Raw genomic sequence first — 20,927 nt, 5'->3', positions numbered from 1 at the left:
ATATTTTATACTATTGTATTCCACCCGAATGGATCTTCTATTTTACCATAACGTAAGTCATCTAAATAGTTTAAAACTTTGTTAGAGAAATCACGTCCTTCTACAGGAGGTAGCTGGTAATCTTTTCCATTATAGCCTATGCGTGAGATGTGGGTGATAGTTGCGGCGGTTCCTGCTGCAAACGCCTCAGTCACCGTTCCGTTATCAATACCTTCCAAAAGTTCAGCTACCGATACATTACGTTGCTCTGTTTGATACCCCCACTTATCTGCCAACGCGATGATAGTACGCCTAGTTACACCATGTAGTATAGTGTCACCGTGTGGAGTAATGATTTTATCACCTATTCTGAAAATTAAGTTTGCGGTTCCTGCCTCTTCAATATATTTATGTTCTGCTGCATCAGTCCACATAATCTGATCGTAACTCTCATCATTGGCCAGTTGTGTAGGATACAAGGACAATGCGTAGTTACCTGCATTTTTCGAAAAACCAACACCTCCAGCTGCAGCTCGAGTATAAAAAGTCTCTACTTTTAAACTGATTGGCTTGCTATAATAAGCCCCTACTGGACAAGTGATAATAATAAACTTATAAGAGATAGAAGGATGTACACCTAATGCTGCCTCGGTAGCAAACATGAAAGGACGTATATATAACGCTGTGCCTGTTAATGATGGAACCCAGTCTCTATCGACATCCAATAGCTTTTTCAGTCCTTCTATAAATATTCCTTCCGGTACTTCTGGCATTTGTAGTCGGGATGCCGACTTATTAAAACGATCCCAGTTTTGGTCAGGACGGAATATACTTACAGTGTTGTCTGCAAATTTATACGCTTTTATTCCTTCAAAAATAGCTTGTCCGTAATGTAAAGCAGAAAGTGAAGGACTGATAGATAAATCTCCGTAAGGAACTATACTGACGTCTGTCCAGGTGCCGTTTTCATAATTTGCAACAAGCATATGGTCAGACATAACCTGTCCAAACTTCAGATTTTGAAAATCTACCTGTGATAATCTTGATTGTTTTGTCTTCTCTATTTGAATGGGGAAGCTATTTATTGTGTTCATCAAATTTTGTGTTTAATACGTGCAAGTTAGAAAAAGAAAGATTATTTTCCTACTCAAACTTTTTAAGCTTGCATTACCTTTAGTAAAGCATCTACATATTCACGATTGTTCGCAAGGCGGGGAACCTTATTTTGTCCGCCAAGTTTACCCCGTGATTTCATCCAGAGGTAAAAAGTATCTTCTTTAGCATTGTGTATGATCGGGAAAGTAAGTGCCATATCTTTATAGCGTTTGGCGTCATAGTCAGAGTTTATTTCACGCAGCGTACTATCTAGTATTTCGGAAAATATTTTAAAGTCAGTAGGTTGATGCTCAAATTCAATAATCCATTCATGGGCGCCTGCTTTGTTGCCGTTAAAGTACACAGGGCCTGCTGTATAGTCTTTTATACTGGCATTGGTTAGCTGGCAAGCTTTTGCTAATGCTTTTTCGGCGTTGTCTACGATTAATTCCTCACCAAATGCATTAATATAATGTTTCGTGCGACCTGATATTTGGAACCGATAAGGAGATAGGTTTGTAAATTTAATGGTATCACCAATTTTATAGCGCCATAAACCTGCATTGGTGGAAATAATGAGCGCATAATTTTTGCCCAACTCTACCTCATGCAAAGCTAATGTTCTAGGGTTTTCGTCTTCTGCATTTTCCATAGGAAGAAACTCATAGTATATGCCATAATCCAGCATAAGAAGAAGATCCTCCGAATCTGATTGATCTTGTAGACCAAAATAACCTTCTGATGCATTATAGTTTTCTAAATAATACATGTTATCAGAAGGAATTAACTGCTTAAACTGTTCACGGTATGGCTTGAAGCTAACACCTCCATGCGTATAAAGCTCGAGGTTTGGCCATACTTCCAACAGGTTGTCTTTTCCTGTTATTTCGAGAATGCGTTTAGCCATAACAATATTCCACGTAGGTACTCCTGCTAGGCTTGTCACATCTTCTTTGATAGTAATTTGAGCTATCTGCTCGATTTTTTCTTCAAAGTTTGGGTTTAAGGTTACTTCTAAATTAGGTGTTCGTTTAAATTCAGCCCAAAAAGGTAAATTTCGTATCAAAATAGAAGATAGATCGCCATAATAAGAATCTGGGCTAAAATTGTTGATCTGTGATGACCCGCCTATAACAACAGATTTGCCCATAAAGACTTTATTATCTGGCTTATTATGGCAATAGATAGATAGCATGTCTTTGCCGCCTTGGTAATGACAGTCTTCTAAAGCCTCCATACTAACGGGGATGAATTTTGAACGGTCAGAGGTTGTGCCGGATGATTTTGCAAACCACTTTATATCCGAAGGCCATAAAATATTCTGCTCACCCTTTATCATCCGATCAATATAAACTTTCACGTCATCATAATCCTGAATAGGGACTCTCGCTTTGTATTCTTCAGGTGTTAAAATACTTGTATAGTCGTGTTTTTTCCCCCATTCAGTAGCTTCCGCTGTAGAAATTAAACTTTGAAACCATTCATCCTGCACATCATGGGGGTATTTCATGAAAAGCTCAATTTGATGAATTCGCTTTTTCATGATCCATGTGAACAAGGAGTTTAAAAGTGCCATAGTGTGTTGATGTTTGTTTTGTTACAATTTCTTTCTTCTCAACTCGAAATTTCTGCCTAAGTAGTAGGTTCGTGCCAACTCGTTTTCTGCAATTTCTTCTGGTGTGCCTGTAAGCATTATTTTTCCTTCGGTTAATAAATAAGCACGGTCAGTGATCGATAGCGTTTCTTGAACATTATGATCTGTTATAAGTATGCCGATATTTTTGCGTTTTAACTTGGAAACAATGCTCTGAATCTCTTCAACAGCTATAGGGTCGACGCCAGCAAAGGGCTCATCTAGAAGAATAAAGCTAGGGTTCGCAGCTAATGCTCTTGCTATCTCTGTTCGTCGTCGTTCTCCCCCTGAAAGCAAGTCGCCTCTGTTTTTGCGCACACGGTGTAAGCTAAATTCAGATAAAAGCTCTTCAAGCATGGCTAAGCGTTCTTCTTTATTAGGATAATGAATTTCGAGAACAGCTAGTATATTGTTTTCTACAGAGAGCTTTCGGAAAACAGAAGCTTCTTGTGCTAGATACCCGATTCCCTTTTGAGCACGTTGGTACATAGCATCCTGGGTAATTTCTTTGTTGTCTAGATATACATGACCGTCATTAGGTTTAATTAAACCGACTATCATGTAAAAAGATGTTGTCTTTCCCGCACCGTTTGGACCCAACAGTCCAACAATTTCCCCTTGTTCGACGTGAAACGATACATCATTAACAACTGTACGTTGCTTATACTTTTTTACTAGATTTTCAGCTCTTAATATCATTTGTATATTGAAAACGTTTGACCACAAATATATTTTTAATAATGTATTCCTTTAATATTTAACTGCAAATTCTTTTTGCCTCGCCAATTATTTTCTTCTATGCTGTAACAGACATCAAAAGGCCTACCGGAGTTGATATAATCAATATGTGCTGCAAGGCCAAAACCAATACAATCATAGGAGGGAGAATCCTCTTGTTTGATTGTTATTTTAATGTGGTTTGTACCCACAATATAGCCGTGACCTATGACTGCTTTTGACATGAGTACAGGAGCTTCATTCTGCGGGCCAAAAGGTTTGAATCTTTTTAAAATCTGATAAAACTTATTGTCAATATTGCGTAGGTCCATCTCTGCTTCTATACTGACTTCCTGTTGTAGCATTTCAGGCTTGATACTATCACTTACAACTTGCTCAAATTTTTTTTGAAACTCTTCGATATTTGCTTTTGGCATCGTCAATCCCGCAGCGTATTTATGTCCGCCATATTGATCTAGCAGCTCGCTGCATGCGCTCAATGCTTCATAAAGGTCAAAGCCGAGAACTGAACGGGCAGAGCCTGCTATATAACCGTTCGTTTCTGTTAAAATTACCGTAGGTTTATAATAGCGCTCAATTAATCGGGAGGCAACAATACCTATTACACCCTTGTGCCAATCCTCTTTAAAGAGTACGGTAGATTTTCGCTTTTTCAATACAGTTGAATTATCGATAAGTTCTAAAGCCTCTTCTGTTATTTTTAAATCAAAGTCTTTACGGACATTATTTTGATCATCTACCGTTTCCGAATATTCAACAGCCTCTTGTAAAGATTTTGCAATTAAAAGTTTTACAGCATCTTTAGCATGCTCTATCCTTCCTGCTGCATTAATTCGGGGGCCTATTTGAAAAATAATATCGTTGACAGAAAAACTTCCTGTTTTATTGGATGACAAGTTAATAAGTGCTTGCAGACCAAAATTAGGGTTAGTATTTAGTTTTTTTAAACCATAATAGGTAAGTATTCTATTCTCGCCAGTTATGGGGACAATATCCGAAGCAATACTCACAGCCACCAAATCTAAAAACTGATAAGCTAAATTCATGTCCATTTCATTCTTAAGAATGAAAGCCTGAATGATCTTAAAGCCAATTCCACAGCCGGATAACTCTTTATACGGATAAGTACAGTCTTCTCTTTTGGGATCCAGCACAGCTACGGCGTCTGGAATTGTATCTCCTGGTAAGTGGTGGTCGCCGATTATAAAATCTATATTTTTAGCTTTTGCATAAGCTACTTTTTGAACAGCTTTTATTCCACAGTCTAAAGCAATAATTAACGAAAAACCATTAGCAGCAGCATAGTCGATGCCTTGTGTAGAAATACCATATCCTTCGCTGTATCTATCAGGAATATAAAACTCAATGCCGGACGTGTATTCTCGAAAAAAACTGTAAACTATAGATACAGCTGTGGTTCCATCCACGTCGTAATCACCATATATTAATATTTTTTCTTTATTGCCTATAGCTTGCTCAATTCTATAAATAGCACTATGCATATCTTTCATTAGAAAAGGGTCGTGTAGACCACTTAGCAAAGGCTTGAAGAAATTTTTAGCCTGTTCAAAAGTATGAATATTGCGATTGAGTAATAAATCAGCTAGGATGGGGTTTATACCCAATTCGTCACGGAGTTTATTGATTTTCTGGATGTCATTTTTTGGCTTAACTACCCACCTTTTTTGCATACCTTTGTGGTTGTATTTACGTGTAAATATACGTTTTGTTAATTGGTTTACCTAATGAAGTAGTTAGGTGCCCAGCGCAAGCGGCTCTAATCTACTTGTTTATAAAATAAATAAAATGATTCAGGCTTACTCCCTTTACGAAGGCTCTTTCTCGGTTGATATTACTAAAGAATTTATTCCTTTCGATCCAAAAAAAGATGATCCTAAAGATAGAAAAGGATCTATTTTTGTGCATGTGCATCCTTTTTTAATTGTCTCAGAAAATGGTTTGATTTTATGTGATACAGGTCTAGGCTTTACTGATGCAGCCGGAGAATTACTTATTCACCAAAACATTAAAAAACTAGGTTTCGATCCGGAAGACGTAAATTATGTTTTAATGTCTCATTTACATAAAGATCACACGGGTGGGATGGTCGATTTTCAAGATGGTCAGGCACGTGTTGCATTCCCTAATGCAGAATATTTTGTACAAAGAGGAGAATGGGAAAATGCGTTTAGCGGAGAAAATCCTTCTTATAAAACCGAAATATTCGATGTTATCCAAAGGAGCGGAAATTTAGTACTGTTGGATGGAGACGGAGAGATTAATAACCAGATATCTTATGAGGTTAATGGCGCACATACGCCTTTTCACCAAGCGTTTCGCATAAATACTGGGGGGCATAATTACTTCTTTGCAGGTGATGTGTTGTCGGACCCAGTGGAAATATTTAAAAATTTTATTGCTAAATATGACTATGACGGGCGTAAAGCTCGTGACCTTCGTGAGAAATATTGGGAGGAAGGTAAAACAAATGAACAGGTTTATCTGTTCTATCACTCTAAGACTATAGCTATTGGGGTAGCGGAGCAAACGGTTGACGGAAGCTATAGAATCGTCGAAGCAAAATAGAAAGTAAGATAATGCTATCAATTGATTTATAATTGGATGTATTGGCGTTTTACTTATTATTTTTTTACCTTTATTGGTTGATCTATTAAGTAGTTAAGTATCATTAATTTTTTTACTATGTCTATAGTAGTTAGAGAAAGTGATTTAGTTGGTATCGGGAAAAAATACCAAGTAGAAACAGTAGCCGGAGATGACATGATCGTGGTGATACATGATGACGGTAAGCGTGAACTTTACCGTTCGGAAGAGGATGGAAGTGAAACCCATTGTGTAATGACACTTTCTGATGAAGAGTCGAGGCAGCTGGCAGGAATTATTGGAGGTTTGTCTTATAAGCCAAAAGCATTGGAAACAATCGAATTTGCTTTAGACGATTTACGGATAGAATGGTATAAAGTGGGGGAGACAAGCGATGGGGCTCATAAAAGTATAGGCGAGTTAGGCGTACGTCAGTACACGGGAGCGTCTATTATTGCAGCTATACAGGATAATGAAACTATTATTAATCCAGGACCAGAACATATAATTTTACCAGGTAGTACATTAGTAGTTGCTGGAAAAATTGCTAATATTAAGCTTTTAAAGGAAATACTATTGTAGATTTATGATGTCACCTACCCTTATTTTAGAAGTTGGTATAGCTGTTTTTTTGGTTGCGGTTGTAGGTTTACTGGCCAATCGTTTACGTTTTTCAGTTATTCCTTTTTTTATTTTAATTGGTATGGTGTTAGGCCAACATGCCCCGCAATTCGGACATGTTGATCTGACTTTTACAGAAAGTAAACCATTTATTGATTTTATGGGACGTTTAGGCGTTCTCTTTCTACTTTTTTATCTAGGTCTAGAATTTTCGGTAGGACGACTGATTAAGTCAGGGAAAACAATTGTAACAGGCGGAACAATTTACGTTATCCTTAATTTCATTTCTGGGCTTTTTGTGGGATGGTTAATGGATCTGCCTTTTAAAGAGGTAATGGTTCTGTGTGGTGTGATGACGAGCTCTTCTACAGTTATAGTGGCAAAGGTCCTAACGGATCTTAAAAGGACGGCTAATCCCGAAACCGAACTGATCATGGGAATGATTATGTTTGACGACCTTTTTATTGCTATTCATATATCTTTTCTTTCTGGGTTGATACTTGCAGGCGGAACATCTGTATGGGCAATACTCGGAACCTCCCTATTAGCATTGGGTTTCATTCTTGCATTTCTACTGTTAGGGCGAAAGTTAGTACCTGCTATCGACAAACTGCTGCATGAGAAATCATCTGAACTTTTTATACTTATTGTTTTCAGTTTATTATTTATTATAGCAGGTTTTTCAGAAACTATTCATGTAGCTGAGGCTATTGGTGCACTGATGGCAGGATTGGTATTTGCCGATTCAAAATATATTAAGAAAATTGAGGCGATGATATGGCCTTTTCGTGATTTCTTTGGCGCCATGTTTTTCTTCAGTTTTGGTCTATCTATAGACATGTATGCTCTTGGAGGGGCTGTGGGTTGGGCAACATTGGCTGCTGTCGTTACGATAATCTGTAATCTGGCGTCAGGATATTTTGCCACCCGTTTGGCTAAGGTTAAGGCTAAAGCCTCTTTTGATATTGGTTTTACCCTTTCTGCCCGTGGGGAGTTCTCCATAATAATGGCTAATATTGGTAAAGCGGGTGCTCTGCTACCCGTTATTCAATCTTTTGTTGTTGTATATGTCTTGATTCTGTCTATTGTTTCTCCGCTATTAACGAAAGAGTCTAGAAATATCTGGAAATTATTGTTCGGAAAAGAAGAGCTTCCTAAAAAACCAAGGAAAACTATCGAACAATTAGAGGCTTCTGTTAAACAAGTAGATGTTTCAGGTGAAACGCAGGCCTAAAAAAAGATAGAAGTTTGAAACGAATGATTTCGTTAAAACGAAATCATTCGCTGTACGTTTTTACATAAAGCCTAAGTCAAGTTTTGCTTCTTCACTCATCATGTCTCTAGTCCATGGCGGGTCAAATGTCAGTTCTACAATAGCTTCTTTAACGCCGTCAATAGCTGCTACTTTACGCTGTACCTCGTCCATAATCTCCCCCGCAACAGGACAGGCAGGGGCTGTTAATGTCATGACAATTTTAGCAACACCATCTTCCTTGGTGATAATTTCATAAACTAAACCTAAGTCTACAATATTTGCTGGTTTTAGTTCAGGGTCATAAACACTTTCTAATTGTTCTTGAATCTCTCTTGCAAGATTCAATTTATCCATAATGATAATACTCATCTTTTTCCTTTCTTTTCTTGCAGTACTTCTCTGTATATTTTTAAAAGATTGTTGAGGTTGTGCTGCAACGTGTAATTATCTTCATATTCTTTACGACAGTTATTACCGATTTTATTTTTTTCGGTTTCACTTATATCGCGCCATTGTAGAATACATTGTTTTATACTTTCTTTATGCTGAGGGTCGAAATGCAACCCCGTATACAAAGGTAAAACCATTTTGTTTAATATGCCAATAGCACTTGCTAAAACGGGAGTTCCATTGCCAAAAGCTTCAATTATGGACATAGGCATACCTTCGTAGCATATAGAAGGGACAATTAAGGCCGATGCAGTAGAAAGAGAGGCAGATAGTGTATCGGGCGCCTGAAAACCTAATAGCTCAATATTCGAACTGCTTGCGGCAATCTTTATCACTTCTTTTTCCTGCGGACCACTACCATATATTTTGAGTTTGACCGGAAGCTCACGAAAAGCTTCAATCAAAGGAATAATGCCCTTCTCTTCCGAGAGTCTTCCTATGTAAACAAAATAATCTTCTCTTTTTGCTTCTTTTTTGCCTACTTCCAATGCATTGGCATGAACAACAAACCTCTCCTGGGGTACAGGGAAAGTAGATTCGTTAAAAATCTCTTTGGCAAATGAAGAAAGAACTAAAAAACGAGAAACTTTATCCCAAGTACCTATGCGGCTATGTAACCAATAAGTGAACCCAGTGATAAACGTTTTTATTAGCGAATTATCCAGTACTTTCTTCTTGATAGCTGTACGTGGGAAGCGTTCTTGTAGACTGGATTTAAATACTTTTCTTTCAAAAAATAAACTGGCCGAAGGGCATAAAAGACGATAATTGTGCAGAGTCATAACTATAGGTATACCTATACTATCTAAGCTCCGTATAATTTGTGGTCCTATGCTATAATGTATGTTGTGAATATGTACAATATCCGGACGAAATCTTTTGACCGCTTTTGTGATTTTTTGTGAAATATAAAGATTGAAAGGATAGCTGATGAATTGTAGAAGTCCCTTCGTTCCTTTTAGATTATGCGTGTTAAATACCTCTACATCATGTTGTTTAGAAAGCTCTCGCACCTGTTGATGGAAAACCACATCTTCCCCTCCGGGGTGTTGATAAAAATTGTGTATGATGTAGATTCGCATAATGGGGAATGTTTATACAAACTTAAATAAATTCATCTTGATGTAGTGTAAAATTCCTAGACTAAGAGAAATATGACTTATTTGGTCTTTTTGAAGGACGTGTATTTCATAGGTGTATGCTTAATATAGCCCGATTATTATCCGTATATTCGCCTATCATTTTTATATATATGTTTAAGAATCTAATACCGGCAAAGCGCGTGCAAGATTATTTAGATAAGATGGTTTTCCCAGATGCACCAACAAATTTATACGACCCTTTACAATATGTGTTATCTCTCGCGGGGAAACGTATAAGGCCTATGTTAGCACTTATGGGAGCCGAGCTATTTGATGAAAATCTAACAGAAAGTGTGTTGCCTGCCAGTGCCGCAATCGAGTTTTTTCATAATTTCACACTGATTCATGACGATATCATGGATAAAGCACCTATACGAAGGGGAGAACCGAGTGTACATATTAAATGGAATGATAATGTAGCTATTCTATCAGGCGATGTACTGCTTATAAAAGCCTATCAAGAGCTAGCAAAATGCCCAGAAGATAAAATACCCTCTTTATTAAGGCTGTTTAATACAACTTCTGTAGAGGTTTGTGAGGGACAACAATATGATATGGATTTTGAAACCAGAGATAATGTATCGGAGGTAGAGTATGTGGATATGATTAGGCTTAAAACATCAGTGCTTTTGGGATGTGCGTTGAAAATGGGAGCGATTATTGCCAATGCCGATCAGGAAAGTCAAAACCTTTTGTATGATTTTGGTGTGAATTTAGGCGTAGCATTTCAATTGCAAGATGATATTTTGGACGTATATGGAAATCCTGAAACCTTCGGAAAGCAGATAGGCGGGGATATTTTGTCGAATAAAAAAACTATCTTATATAGTAAACTCAGAGCTTGTATTTCGAGTGAGGATCTGCCTGTCCTGAAGGAACTCTTGGCTCGTAATTTGCATACAGAACCGGATAAAGTAGAGAATATGAAAGCGCTTTATGCAAAGTATGATATTTACAATCTTGTGACAGAGCTAAAAGAGGAGTTTACGAATGTAGCGTACCAGCAATTAGAAGCCATTAATGTGGATAAATCGAAAAAGAAAGCACTTTTTGGATTAGCAGATGCTCTAATGTACAGAGAACAGTAACTGTAGGTATAATTGTCAGAGTCCGTATTCTTTAGTAAATTGGAAACAATTTTTTTATTTTTTTTAGCTAAATGATGATTTCCGGTATGGAACCAATAAAAATTACAATATTTCAGGCTTATTTGTTTTGGGAAAATGTAGAGAAGAACCTTAAGAACTTGGCGCTTCGTTTATCAGGGTTGAGGGAAAAAACAGACCTAATTCTGTTGCCTGAAATGTTCAATACAGGGTTCACCACGAATGTCGAAAAATGCGCAGAAACCATGAACGGACAAACTATGCATTGGATGTATGAGCACGCAAAAGCTTATGACTGCGTAGTTGCTGGAAGTCTGATTATAGTTGAAGACGGGAAGTATTACAACCGTTTCGTGTGGATGTCGCCGGATGGCACGTGTACGCATTACGATAAACGTCATCTTTTTGCCATGGCCGGGGAAGATAAAATTTTTACAGCAGGGAATAGCCGGGTGATCTTTGATTTAAAAGGATGGAAAGTATGTCCTTTAACATGCTATGACCTGAGATTTCCCGTATGGTCCCGTAATTTAGGAGAAGCCTACGATTTATTGGTTTATACTGCTAGTTGGCCAGACAAGAGATCAGCACATTGGCGAGCTTTGATCCCTGCGAGGGCTATCGAAAATCAAGCTTTTGTAATCGGTGTTAATAGAGTGGGGTATGATGGTAATGAAACTTATTTTTCGGGTGGTTCTATGTGTATTTCTCCTTTAGGAGATGTCGTTTATTATAAACCAGAAGATGAAGATCTTTATACTTTTACATTAAATCCGGATGATCTTACTGATGCACGGGAAAAATATCCCTTCTTAAACGATGCAGATCATTTCAGTTTTTAGAATATACTGAATACTAATTGCAGTATTAAAATGATCTGTAATATAATAACTAGTTAGAATATGGACGTTCTAATATTGCTGATTGTATAACAGCTTCCCTCAAATTAAAAGCAGGCTTTTCATCTAGTTCAATGACTTCCATCGGTTTTTTAAGTTGGGTGCGTTTTTCTTCCTTACGTTTTCTTGCCATAAGTACCTCTGTTGGCACAGATTGTTGCACAGGAGGAATGGAAGGAGGGTTAACCGGCAATTTTGGTGTGGTGGGGATAGTTTCCACACTTGTAGGAACCGGAATAGGTCTTTTCGGCATTGTTGATTGTCTTTTTCTTGCCGCCTCCTGCTCCTTTTGAAACTCATTATATATTTTATATATAATGCCTCCGATTATTATTATTGCTGGTATAAAATTATCCATAATAGTAAATGTAGGAAAAAGTATTAATCCAATCAAGTGTCGATTTTAATAATATGAGCATATAGATTCTTCCTTTGCAAAAGAATAAGAGGAGGAATGTATTTTAAAAAATCGTTTTGCTATTCCTCGAGTACTAACCTAAGTTCAAAAAAACTAATAATTTAATATAGTGGTAATTGCTACTATATTTTTATTTATAGTTTACATATTATGTGCGTTTTTAAGAATAAGGAATGAAATGCATTGAAAAGCAGTTAAATAACAGTTAATGGTGTTTTTTAGGGATTATATATGAGTTAATATACCGTTTGGTCCTACTAAAAATTGTTACAATGCTCAAACTGTTTTCCATTTTTTAATTTTAAAAAACTAAATAAATCTGATAGAGTATGCTGCTTACAGCTGTTTAGAAGGGATAAAGCAAATTTTAGTTTAAAAATGGATAATTTATAAGTGAAAGAAAATCAAAATATATATTGAATATCATAAAATAATTTGTATTATCGATTGTTTTTTACTTTGTTTGTATTAACAACTAACCTACTAAAATTATCAACTATGGACGCAAGATTTGAACATGCTGATGAGTTTTTTTCCTTTTTAACAGGAAAGGCGACTTCTGCTTTAGGAAGAAGACTGCAAAGAAATTTAAAGGAAGAGGGAGTCCCGATAACTGCTGAACAGTGGTCGGTACTTTATTATTTATGGATCGAAGAGGGACGTACACAACAGGAGTTAGCCTGTTTAACTTTTAGAGACAAGCCAAGCATATCAAGGCTGATTAATAACCTTGAAAAAATGGGGCTAGTTATGCGCGTGAATGATAAACAAGATAAGCGTAGCAACCTAATTTTCCTAACTAAACAGGGACGTCAGATGAAGACAGCGTCTATCAGACAAGCAAAACGAACCATTGGAGAGGCTTTACAAGGAGTGCAAATCGAAGAGATGTTAAGAGCAAAAGCAACTTTGGAGGTACTATATGATAACCTCAAATAAAGTTTTAATAGAAGGGGAATAACCTCCCACATTGTGCAGACCTAATAATTGTTAACATTTGAATTTAAAAACGTTTATGGCAGTAGTGTGCCATGACTTATATTGTATATAATATCCATGTAGCAGCAGACTGCACAAATAAGAATGATCGAGGTGCAACGTGCTTACTAATAAAAATATCACTTAAGATATAATATGGATATTCGATATAAAAAGTACCGGACAAAGAAGGTTCTTTCTGGCTTTGCTACGATTAAGAAGCTTGGTTTTAGTATTCTAGATACGAACCCATATATAGACTATCAGTGGGAAAGGATTTAGAAAAAGAAATGCCTCTGCTTTATAATAAACCTATTTGAACTGATAGTAGTAATCATATTAGGACAAATAAGCGTAATGTTACTTCGGTCGTTAGGCTAGTGTTTTTTAAAGTCTACGGATAAGCGTTTAAAAAAAGTAAGTACAACAATATTTTAAGAAAAAAGGTTGACTAGTCGGCTAATCAACCTTTTTTTTGTTAAAAATTTTATGTTATATCTCCTGACTCTCAAAAGTGCTGCGTTTATTAACGAGCTTACCTGTGTTTTTGAAATAGATGTCTTGAAAGCTTAATGTGTTTATATTATCCACTTTTCTAAAGAACTTCTCTGCATTTACATCATCTAATGTCTTAAAACCACAAGCTTCCATAATTTCTACAGTTGCACGTAATGTGTTTCTATGAAACTGTGCAACACGTACATATTTATCCTGAACGTCTAAAGCTTTGTACAAATGAGGTCTTTGTGTAGCCACTCCTACTGGACAAGAGTCTTCGTTACACTTTAGTGCTTGTATACATCCTAAAGCAAACATCATTCCGCGGGCGCTGTAACAGGCGTCTGCACCTAAAGCTATTACTTTGAGTAAATCGAAACCGGTGACAATGCGGCTGGATACAATAAGTTTAATATGCTTCTTTAAGCCAAACTTAATCAGTGTGGTTGTTACAAACGAAAGAGCATCATATAAAGGCATGCCCAAGTTATCCGTAAATTCCAAAGGCGCAGCACCAGTACCGCCCTCCGAGCCATCTATTGCTATAAAATCTGGAAAAATTTGTAATGTCATCATAGCATTACAGATATCTACAAACTCTTGTTTATCTCCAATACATATCTTAAACCCTACCGGTTTGTAGCCAGAAAGCTCCCGTAGCTTCTGAATAAAATGCATCATTTCTTCTGCGGTCTTAAAAGCGCTGTGTGCCGGTGGCGACATTACGTCTGTCCCAGGAACGACATGTCGTATCGCCGCTACCTCAGGGGTGTTTTTTGCTGCCGGAAGAATACCGCCATGACCAGGTTTTGCTCCTTGAGATAATTTCAACTCAATCATTTTAACATATGGTCTATTAGCTTTTTCCGTGAAAAGTTCGTCATCAAACATTCCCATTTCATTTCTACAGCCAAAATAACCTGTACCAATTTGCCATATTAAATCCCCACCACTGATATGGTAAGGACTGATACCACCCTCTCCGGTATTGTGAGCGAAGTTTTGTAAAGCTGCCCCCTTATTAAGAGCAGTTATCGCCGTTTTACTAAGAGCACCATAACTCATAGCAGATATATTGAAAACACTTAAATTATAAGGCTGTTTACAAGATTCATTCCCCACCATAGTACGTAAGTCGTGATCTTCAATATGACAAGGAAAAACGGAGTGAGCAACCCATTCGTTACCTATGGTCTGGGGGTCTGTTTGCATACCGAATGCGACCGTTTCACGTTCGTTTTTTGCGCGCTGGTATACAATGGAGCGTTGTCTGCGGTTAAACGGACGACCATCTGTATCTGACTCCCAAAAGTACTGGCGCATTTCAGGACGTATAGCTTCAAAGAAAAAACGGAAATAACCTAATATAGGGTAATTTCGTAAAATAGCATGTCTAGTTTGAGTGCTATTGTAAAAAGCTAAGAGCATTAAAGGAAAAGGAATTAGCAAAAGCCAAAACCATTTCGGCGTGAATATTATACCAAATGATATAATAACCAAGTTTGTAATAACTATTACGATGAGAATTAATTTTCTGACTGCCATAAATCTATATGAAAAATATTTTAGAACCCTTAATTGTAAATGCTCCTTGCCCAATCGGGTGTACAGAGCCAGCCTCTATTTAAGCCAATTTATAATGTATATACAGTAATTACCATAACTTGTTTTGTTTGATACAAAATTAGTAACTTATTGTCTGAAAGCGAAAGAAGTTCAGGTATGTAAGAAGATTTGTCTAAATTTTAAAATATCTATTAAGAATCCTTTTTACTGCTTATTTCTTGCGATAGATGTTGATATATTTTGACCCAATTTGGCTTTCCACTGATAAAATTCAAATGCTTTTCTATCGTTTCTAAATCGTTTCGGCTGGCAGGACCAGTTTGAACGTCTTTTGGGATATGGTTTTTTACTTTTTCTGCTGTCTCTAGAATGATAGGCTTGAGGAGGTCAAAGGGCAATTCAGCATCTTTCATTATGTTGTACGCTATAGTAAATAATGCATTACTGAAATTGTTGACAAACACAGCTGATACATGTAGGGCAAGGCGCTGGGAACTGTTGCAGGGGAAAACTTGCGCTGCAACGGGGCGCATTATAGCTAGCAGGTGCTCGGTATTGACTGTATTATTTCCTTCAATAGCAAAAGGGATATGATCCAGCGAGTCATATTGTACCTCCTTGCTTAGACTCTGCACAGGATAAATGACACCATAGTTGGTAAAACGTATTAAGATGCTCATTTCTGTAGCACCTGAGCAGTGCACCACATAACCAGGTAATTCTGAAGGTAAACTGGCAATCACAGATGAAATTGCATGGTCCGAAACTGCAACAAGATATAGATCGGCATTTTTATCGATCGACGATAGATCGTCGGTAAACTCTGTTTTTAAAGTAGAAGCCAATGCTATTGCATTGGCTTTATTTCTACTATATACTTGTTTTATATGGTATCCGGCCTTTTTTAGCCCATCACCAAGGTGATAGGCCACATTTCCGCTACCGATAATAACGATATTCATTATGCAATTGTTTCTTTTGACCTTTTACCATCCTTTAAACGGCGGTATATGGCCATACAGAACCCAATAGTCATAATGATAGTACCTGCCCAAAAGAAATTAATATATGGGAATTTAATAGCCTTAAATACAATCCATTTCTTTTCAGGTAGTGGCTTTTGATAAAGCATTATTTCTAATTTATCTTCTTTCGGAAGGATGTTAGTAAAACGGAAACGTAAGCCCTGCTCTGTTACATCTTTGTTGAAATCGTAAGTATGGCCGTCTTTAATAAGGAAAATAGGCTCTACGTGATGCTCCTGCTTATCTGCTGATACAACCTTTATTTTTAAACCGACAACGATATCTTCTGGAGCCTTTGGTATATTATTTAATTTGGCATCTCTATTTACGCCTTCAATAACATAAAAACCATTTCTATAGCGCAATGTGTCGCCTATACTCACTTGATAAGTTGCAGGTTCATCAAATTCTTCATAACCTGTTTTCTCTTCTTCTGAACCTGGTTTCGAAGTGATATTTATCTGTGATTCGGCTGCAGCAGCTGTGATTAATGTATAAATATCGTGTGTTAAGTAGTGTCGGGTGTCGGGTGTACCGATCAAGCCGCCCATATCCGGGTTGTTTTGTGCAAATGGACTTAAAATAAAGGACTCTTTCACTTTGCCACTTTCTTCATCCAGACGCTCATACTTGATGTTATAGTATACATTTGGCGGAGCGATACTATCGCCGATATAAGTGATGCGGTAGTCACCCATTTGTACAGGCTCATCCTGAGTCAGGAACAGGTTATCTCCCGGTTTTTCCACTTGATCAAAACCGGCTACCTGAATATAACCCGAACTATTCACTGAAATAACTTCGTTGGTAGCAGCTGCTATTAATGCACCTATAAGTAGTAAGCCAAAACCTATATGCGCTACTGCAGAACCTGAGAGACGCCATTTCCCTTTTAATGCATCGCCTAGGACACGAAGGTTAACTAAAATACAGAACACGCTGGTTAAAGTGAGTAGCATGTACATTACATTCGTGTGAATTTTTGTAAAATACACAATTGCACCTGCTATGACAAGTGCCAGTACGAAGCTAGCAATCATGGCTGCCCAGAATTTTTTAGGTTCTGTTTTTTTATATTTTAAAAACTGCGTAAAACCCGTCATCAACATCACTACTACAGCAAAAGCGCCTTGCCATTTGTTATAGTGTGGAATAGGATCAATCGGTGGCGCCACTTTGGTGCCAAATATAGCATTGAAAACAGGAATAGAGGTCGTAGCAATCATCTGTACACAAGCTACAGTAAGCACCAGCGCACCAATAAACAACCAAAACTCCCGTGAGTAAATATCTTCTTCTTTTTTTGTTGAAGGCATTTCCTTGCGTCTGGCTACTAGGAAGTAAACCATGATAGCAAGAAAAGTCAAATTAAAAATAATCAGCTGACCCGACATTCCCAAACTCGTGAAAGAGTGAACAGATGTTTCTCCTAAAACACCACTTCTTGTCAGGTATGAAGCGTAAATAACCAATACAAAGCTGATTAAAGCTAGGAAAGTAGCAGTAAAGAAACCGTGACCAGAATGTTTGTAAGCGAGCATGACGTGTACTGCTGCTATAAGGGTTAACCAAGGAATTATAGAAACGTTCTCTACAGGATCCCACGCCCAAAAACCACCAAAATTTAATGCTTCGTACGCCCAGAACGAACCCATAATGATACCTGCACCTAGAATCATGACAGCAAAAAGAGCCCACGGTAAACCTGGTGTCATCCATTCTTTAAAGCGTCGGGTCCATAAACCTGCAGCAGCGTAGGCAAAAGGAACAATCATGGATGCAAATCCTAAAAATAGTGTAGGTGGGTGGATAACCATCCAGTAGTTTTGAAGAAGTGCATTCAGACCACGTCCATCGGCAATCATCCCCAGATAATTAGGGTTTTCAAATAAAGGAAGTTGCATAGCATCCCGTAACAGGATAAAAGGAGAACTTCCTATACGTACACCAAATATTTCTACACCAATAAGCATGGACGCTAAAAAAACTTGGCAAAGCATAACAAACGTCATGACAGGGGCTTCCCAGCTTTTGGCATTAAATACCAAAATAATACCCATAACTACTTGCCAGAACATCCACAACCAAAAACTTCCTTCCTGACCTTCCCAGAATGCTGAAATTATATAATGCGTTGGTAAAGACTTGGACGAGTGTGCCCAAGCATAATGGTATTCGAATAAATGATTATAAATAATATAAAATAAGACAGCTCCAATGACAACAATGGATAAGCCATTAAGCCAAAAACCTATACGACCAAGTGTCTTCCATGATTTTACTTCGGGTTCCCGAGTGGCGAAGAAATAACTGATCAGTGATAATAAAGCGGCACCAAAGGAAAGAATAACAAAAAACTGACCTATTTTTCCCGGTAAAAGATTTTCCCCTACGTAATTAACGTCCATGTATAGATAAAGTAAATTTTCGTACTGATGATTTTAGTTCATAGCTGTTTGAGGTGCAGCACTCGCTTCGATAACCTCAACCTCATCCTGATCATATTTTGAAGGACATTTCATGAGTATTTTACTCGCATGAAACACACCGCCCTCCATTTTTCCTGTTAAAACAATTTGTTCAGAGCGCTCGATATCCATAGGTTTTGACCCCTTAAAAACAACTTGGCACTCTGTACTGTCATTGTCATACATATAAAATGAAAAATGATTTGCGTCTTTTACAGGGTCATACATCAAATCCTTCTCTTTGTTAAGTACACCTACAACATAAAGCTCGGTTTCTTTATCTTTAGCTTCCGTGAAGGTAGAGTAGGTGCTCGAATCAGTGTAAATAACCAAAATCATCGAAATCGCAATTGCAATAATGACAATTAAAATAATTGAACTTTTTTTCATGTTGATTTAAAACTAACGCATTCTTAATTTTAATGTATGCAGGAGTACACTTGCATATAACTTTTGTTTAGGTGTCCTTTGCTTCTGAAGAAGCTATGCACCTCGTACCCCTTCGAGCGTTTTAATTTAATATCCCTATAAAAAGGATATTTTAACTCGATTGTACTTACAAAAATACGAAATACCAATGTAAGAATGCAATAAACCAAATGCAGGAGGTTATTTGGAATTATTTTAAATAGAGGGGTTTATTTTGCCGAATAATAGCTTCTTTTAGCTGTTAATCGTTAAAAATTATATACCTTGCTATTCTAATATTAGATATAGGCGACTTGTTATAATGATGTTACAAATCCTATCGTCCTTGATAAAGACAACACTAAGCCTAGTGTTTCTTATGTTTATTGGGTTTCCTGCACTTTCTCAAAAACAAAAATCTCATTTTATAGGAATTCAAACAGATAATGATGCTTATTTGATGACAGGCCAAGACCGATATTATACGAATGGCTTGATGTTGACTTATAGCAAGCCTTTGCATGTAAAGGAAGAAAGCAATGATCTTTTAACCTTTCAGCTTGGGCATCAACTATTCAATGGGAAAAAATTATATAACCATCTTGATTTTAATTGGGATCGTCCCTCCACAGGACGCTTCTTTGTTAATGCGGGCTTTCAAAGGCTTTATCAAAATGAATGGCTATGGAATGTGAAGACCGAAATTGGAGTTGTGGGTGATGCAGGGAAGGGAAAAGAAATTCAACGCTTTATACATAATATATTTGGGATGTATGAAGTTGAAAGTTGGAATGCAGAATTAAAAAGTGCTATTGGTTTAGATGTAGAAGCCAAAATTCTCAAATCCTTTTGGAGAAGTGCATCCAATCGTTTTGAGTTATCTGCTGCAGGAGGAGCACGTGCAGGGATGAATTTCGCCAACTTGTCTGCTCAATTAGCTTTTCGCGCCGGTAAGCTTGCACATTATCGCCGTTCTAATTTTGTGGGTAATGGTGGTTTCTTTAGCGATGAGGCCGAATATTATTTTTTCTATATGCCAGGCTACCGCTATCAATTTTATAACGCTAGTATTCAAGGAAGTCTTTTTGCAAGAAAGGCAGATGAACGTTACCATATTTTACCGCACTTATTGACGCAAAAAGTAGGATTTGCTTATTCCAAAGGAAAATTTACTATAGAAGCGGCTGTCCTTTTTAATACAAGGGAAGGCAGAGAGGTGCAGAAGAATCATCAATATGGCAGTATAAAAGGAGGAGTAAGGTTTTAAGTTTTGTTTCGTTTGGTCGTGAATACTGTTAATTTGGTTTATTTTTGTGTAAAAATGGTTTATTATGGAATTTGTTGTCACAGCAGATGGATCAAGCACGATATATCACGAAGAGATCGGCGAGCATTATCACTCTAAACACGGAGCGCTGCAAGAAAGCAAGCATGTTTTTATTCAGTCGGGGTTGCACTATATACTTGAAAAGGATCAGCTTGACACAGTCGCTGTTTTGGAAGTAGGCTTTGGTACAGGACTTAACTTATTACAGTCCGCAGATTATGCGTATCATAATGGGGTGAAATTAAATTATTGTGGTATTGAAGCTTTTCCATTGCCGACAGCCACTATTGAAGCAACGGGCTACGGACAGTATGTTAATGCTGCTGTTTGGGATGGCTTTATGCAAGTCTATGAGCAAGCTTTAAAAGAAGATGTAACTATTGCTTCCTGCGTGGATCTGCGCGTTGCACATACTAAAGTGTTGGACTTTCAAATCGATAAACAATTTGATGTTGTTTATTTTGATGCGTTTGCTGCCATACACCAACCAGAAATGTGGACCGATGAAACTTTAGCGCATGTATGTCAATACCTAAGAGTAGGTGGAGTATTTGTTACCTATGCTATAACAGGCAACTTAAAACGAAGCATGAAAGCTTTAGGTTTTTCGGTAGAAAAAGCACCAGGGGCGCCCGGTAAAAGAGAGATGTTAAGAGCTGTGAAGGTAGAATGAGGTTAGCTTTTGGATACTAATTAATATGTCAATATAAAGCTATC

Annotated in this window: 19 protein-coding genes; 8 read left to right on the top strand and 11 right to left on the bottom strand. The window is 37.4% G+C overall.

Annotated elements, in window-relative coordinates:
- Positions 1-5: 5 nt before the first annotated feature.
- From ORI89_RS18165 to recJ, 4 genes are all read right to left on the bottom strand, one after another.
- Entirely contained in the window at positions 6-1,073 is a 1,068-nt protein-coding gene (locus ORI89_RS18165) for a branched-chain amino acid aminotransferase (protein WP_268231943.1), read from the bottom strand.
- A gap of 62 nt (positions 1,074-1,135) precedes the next feature.
- Positions 1,136-2,650, bottom strand: coding sequence for a GH3 auxin-responsive promoter family protein (locus ORI89_RS18160; RefSeq protein ID WP_268231942.1), 1,515 nt, complete (start codon positions 2,648-2,650; stop codon positions 1,136-1,138).
- A gap of 21 nt (positions 2,651-2,671) precedes the next feature.
- The gene (gene lptB / locus ORI89_RS18155) at positions 2,672-3,406 is read right to left on the bottom strand and encodes an LPS export ABC transporter ATP-binding protein (RefSeq protein WP_268231941.1); all 735 of its coding nucleotides are present in this window, start codon (positions 3,404-3,406) and stop codon (positions 2,672-2,674) included.
- A 35-nt stretch (positions 3,407-3,441) separates the two neighbouring features.
- Positions 3,442-5,136 carry a single-stranded-DNA-specific exonuclease RecJ gene (gene recJ, locus ORI89_RS18150; RefSeq protein WP_268231940.1) on the bottom strand — a complete coding sequence of 565 codons (1,695 nt, stop codon included), beginning with the start codon at positions 5,134-5,136 and terminating at the stop codon, positions 3,442-3,444.
- 115 nt (positions 5,137-5,251) lie between these two features.
- Here recJ and ORI89_RS18145 point away from each other — a divergent pair, with 115 nt between their 5' ends.
- The 3 genes from ORI89_RS18145 to ORI89_RS18135 all read left to right on the top strand — a co-directional run bounded on the left by ORI89_RS18145 (position 5,252) and on the right by ORI89_RS18135 (position 7,904).
- Positions 5,252-6,031 (top strand): MBL fold metallo-hydrolase, encoded by a 780-nt coding sequence (locus ORI89_RS18145; protein ID WP_268231939.1) that lies wholly within the window; start codon positions 5,252-5,254, stop codon positions 6,029-6,031.
- A gap of 117 nt (positions 6,032-6,148) precedes the next feature.
- Entirely contained in the window at positions 6,149-6,631 is a 483-nt protein-coding gene (locus ORI89_RS18140) for a cation:proton antiporter regulatory subunit (RefSeq protein ID WP_268231938.1), read from the top strand.
- A gap of 4 nt (positions 6,632-6,635) precedes the next feature.
- On the top strand, positions 6,636-7,904 hold the full coding sequence (locus tag ORI89_RS18135; protein ID WP_268231937.1) for a cation:proton antiporter: 1,269 nt from the start codon (positions 6,636-6,638) through the stop codon (positions 7,902-7,904).
- A 60-nt stretch (positions 7,905-7,964) separates the two neighbouring features.
- Here ORI89_RS18135 and ORI89_RS18130 read toward each other — a convergent pair whose 3' ends face one another.
- Together ORI89_RS18130 and ORI89_RS18125 are read right to left on the bottom strand one after the other, a co-directional pair.
- A complete protein-coding gene (locus ORI89_RS18130; RefSeq protein WP_268231936.1) occupies positions 7,965-8,294 on the bottom strand; it encodes a metal-sulfur cluster assembly factor in 330 nt (109 codons plus the stop codon).
- Positions 8,291-9,457, bottom strand: a complete 1,167-nt coding sequence (locus ORI89_RS18125; protein ID WP_268231935.1) for a glycosyltransferase family 4 protein — start codon at positions 9,455-9,457, stop codon at positions 8,291-8,293. The genes ORI89_RS18130 and ORI89_RS18125 overlap by 4 nt, the downstream gene beginning before the upstream one ends.
- Positions 9,458-9,627: 170 nt before the next feature.
- Between ORI89_RS18125 and ORI89_RS18120 the strand changes: the two genes are divergently transcribed.
- Positions 9,628-10,605, top strand: a complete 978-nt coding sequence (locus ORI89_RS18120) for a polyprenyl synthetase family protein (protein ID WP_268231934.1) — start codon at positions 9,628-9,630, stop codon at positions 10,603-10,605.
- Positions 10,606-10,691: 86 nt separating this feature from the next.
- The gene (locus ORI89_RS18115) at positions 10,692-11,465 is read left to right on the top strand and encodes an amidohydrolase (protein WP_268231933.1); all 774 of its coding nucleotides are present in this window, start codon (positions 10,692-10,694) and stop codon (positions 11,463-11,465) included.
- A 49-nt stretch (positions 11,466-11,514) separates the two neighbouring features.
- Here ORI89_RS18115 and ORI89_RS18110 read toward each other — a convergent pair whose 3' ends face one another.
- On the bottom strand, positions 11,515-11,916 hold the full coding sequence (locus ORI89_RS18110) for a hypothetical protein (RefSeq protein WP_268231932.1): 402 nt from the start codon (positions 11,914-11,916) through the stop codon (positions 11,515-11,517).
- 522 nt (positions 11,917-12,438) lie between these two features.
- On the opposite strand from ORI89_RS18110, the gene ORI89_RS18105 reads away from it, so the two are divergent.
- The gene (locus tag ORI89_RS18105) at positions 12,439-12,879 is read left to right on the top strand and encodes a MarR family winged helix-turn-helix transcriptional regulator (RefSeq protein WP_268231931.1); all 441 of its coding nucleotides are present in this window, start codon (positions 12,439-12,441) and stop codon (positions 12,877-12,879) included.
- Positions 12,880-13,410: 531 nt separating this feature from the next.
- Here the strand turns inward: ORI89_RS18105 and ORI89_RS18100 are convergent.
- From ORI89_RS18100 to ORI89_RS18085, 4 genes are all read right to left on the bottom strand, one after another.
- The gene (locus tag ORI89_RS18100) at positions 13,411-14,961 is read right to left on the bottom strand and encodes an FMN-binding glutamate synthase family protein (RefSeq protein WP_268231930.1); all 1,551 of its coding nucleotides are present in this window, start codon (positions 14,959-14,961) and stop codon (positions 13,411-13,413) included.
- 212 nt (positions 14,962-15,173) lie between these two features.
- The gene (locus ORI89_RS18095; protein ID WP_268231929.1) at positions 15,174-15,944 is read right to left on the bottom strand and encodes a Rossmann-like and DUF2520 domain-containing protein; all 771 of its coding nucleotides are present in this window, start codon (positions 15,942-15,944) and stop codon (positions 15,174-15,176) included.
- Positions 15,944-18,415, bottom strand: a complete 2,472-nt coding sequence (locus tag ORI89_RS18090) for a heme lyase CcmF/NrfE family subunit (protein ID WP_268231928.1) — start codon at positions 18,413-18,415, stop codon at positions 15,944-15,946. Before ORI89_RS18090 ends, ORI89_RS18095 begins: the two co-directional genes overlap by 1 nt.
- A gap of 33 nt (positions 18,416-18,448) precedes the next feature.
- Complete coding sequence (locus tag ORI89_RS18085; RefSeq protein WP_268231927.1) at positions 18,449-18,865, bottom strand: cytochrome c maturation protein CcmE domain-containing protein; 417 nt, start codon at positions 18,863-18,865, stop codon at positions 18,449-18,451.
- Positions 18,866-19,262: 397 nt separating this feature from the next.
- Between ORI89_RS18085 and ORI89_RS18080 the strand changes: the two genes are divergently transcribed.
- Together ORI89_RS18080 and mnmD are read left to right on the top strand one after the other, a co-directional pair.
- Complete coding sequence (locus ORI89_RS18080) at positions 19,263-20,150, top strand: lipid A-modifier LpxR family protein (RefSeq protein WP_268231926.1); 888 nt, start codon at positions 19,263-19,265, stop codon at positions 20,148-20,150.
- A 64-nt stretch (positions 20,151-20,214) separates the two neighbouring features.
- Positions 20,215-20,883, top strand: coding sequence for a tRNA (5-methylaminomethyl-2-thiouridine)(34)-methyltransferase MnmD (gene mnmD / locus ORI89_RS18075; RefSeq protein WP_268231925.1), 669 nt, complete (start codon positions 20,215-20,217; stop codon positions 20,881-20,883).
- The last annotated feature ends 44 nt before the right edge of the window (positions 20,884-20,927 follow it).

This window comes from Sphingobacterium sp. UT-1RO-CII-1 (assembly GCF_026711005.1).
GTDB lineage: Bacteria > Bacteroidota > Bacteroidia > Sphingobacteriales > Sphingobacteriaceae > Sphingobacterium.
The sequence above is the reverse complement of the archived record's forward strand: the minus strand, read 5'-3'. Positions and strand labels throughout refer to the sequence as shown.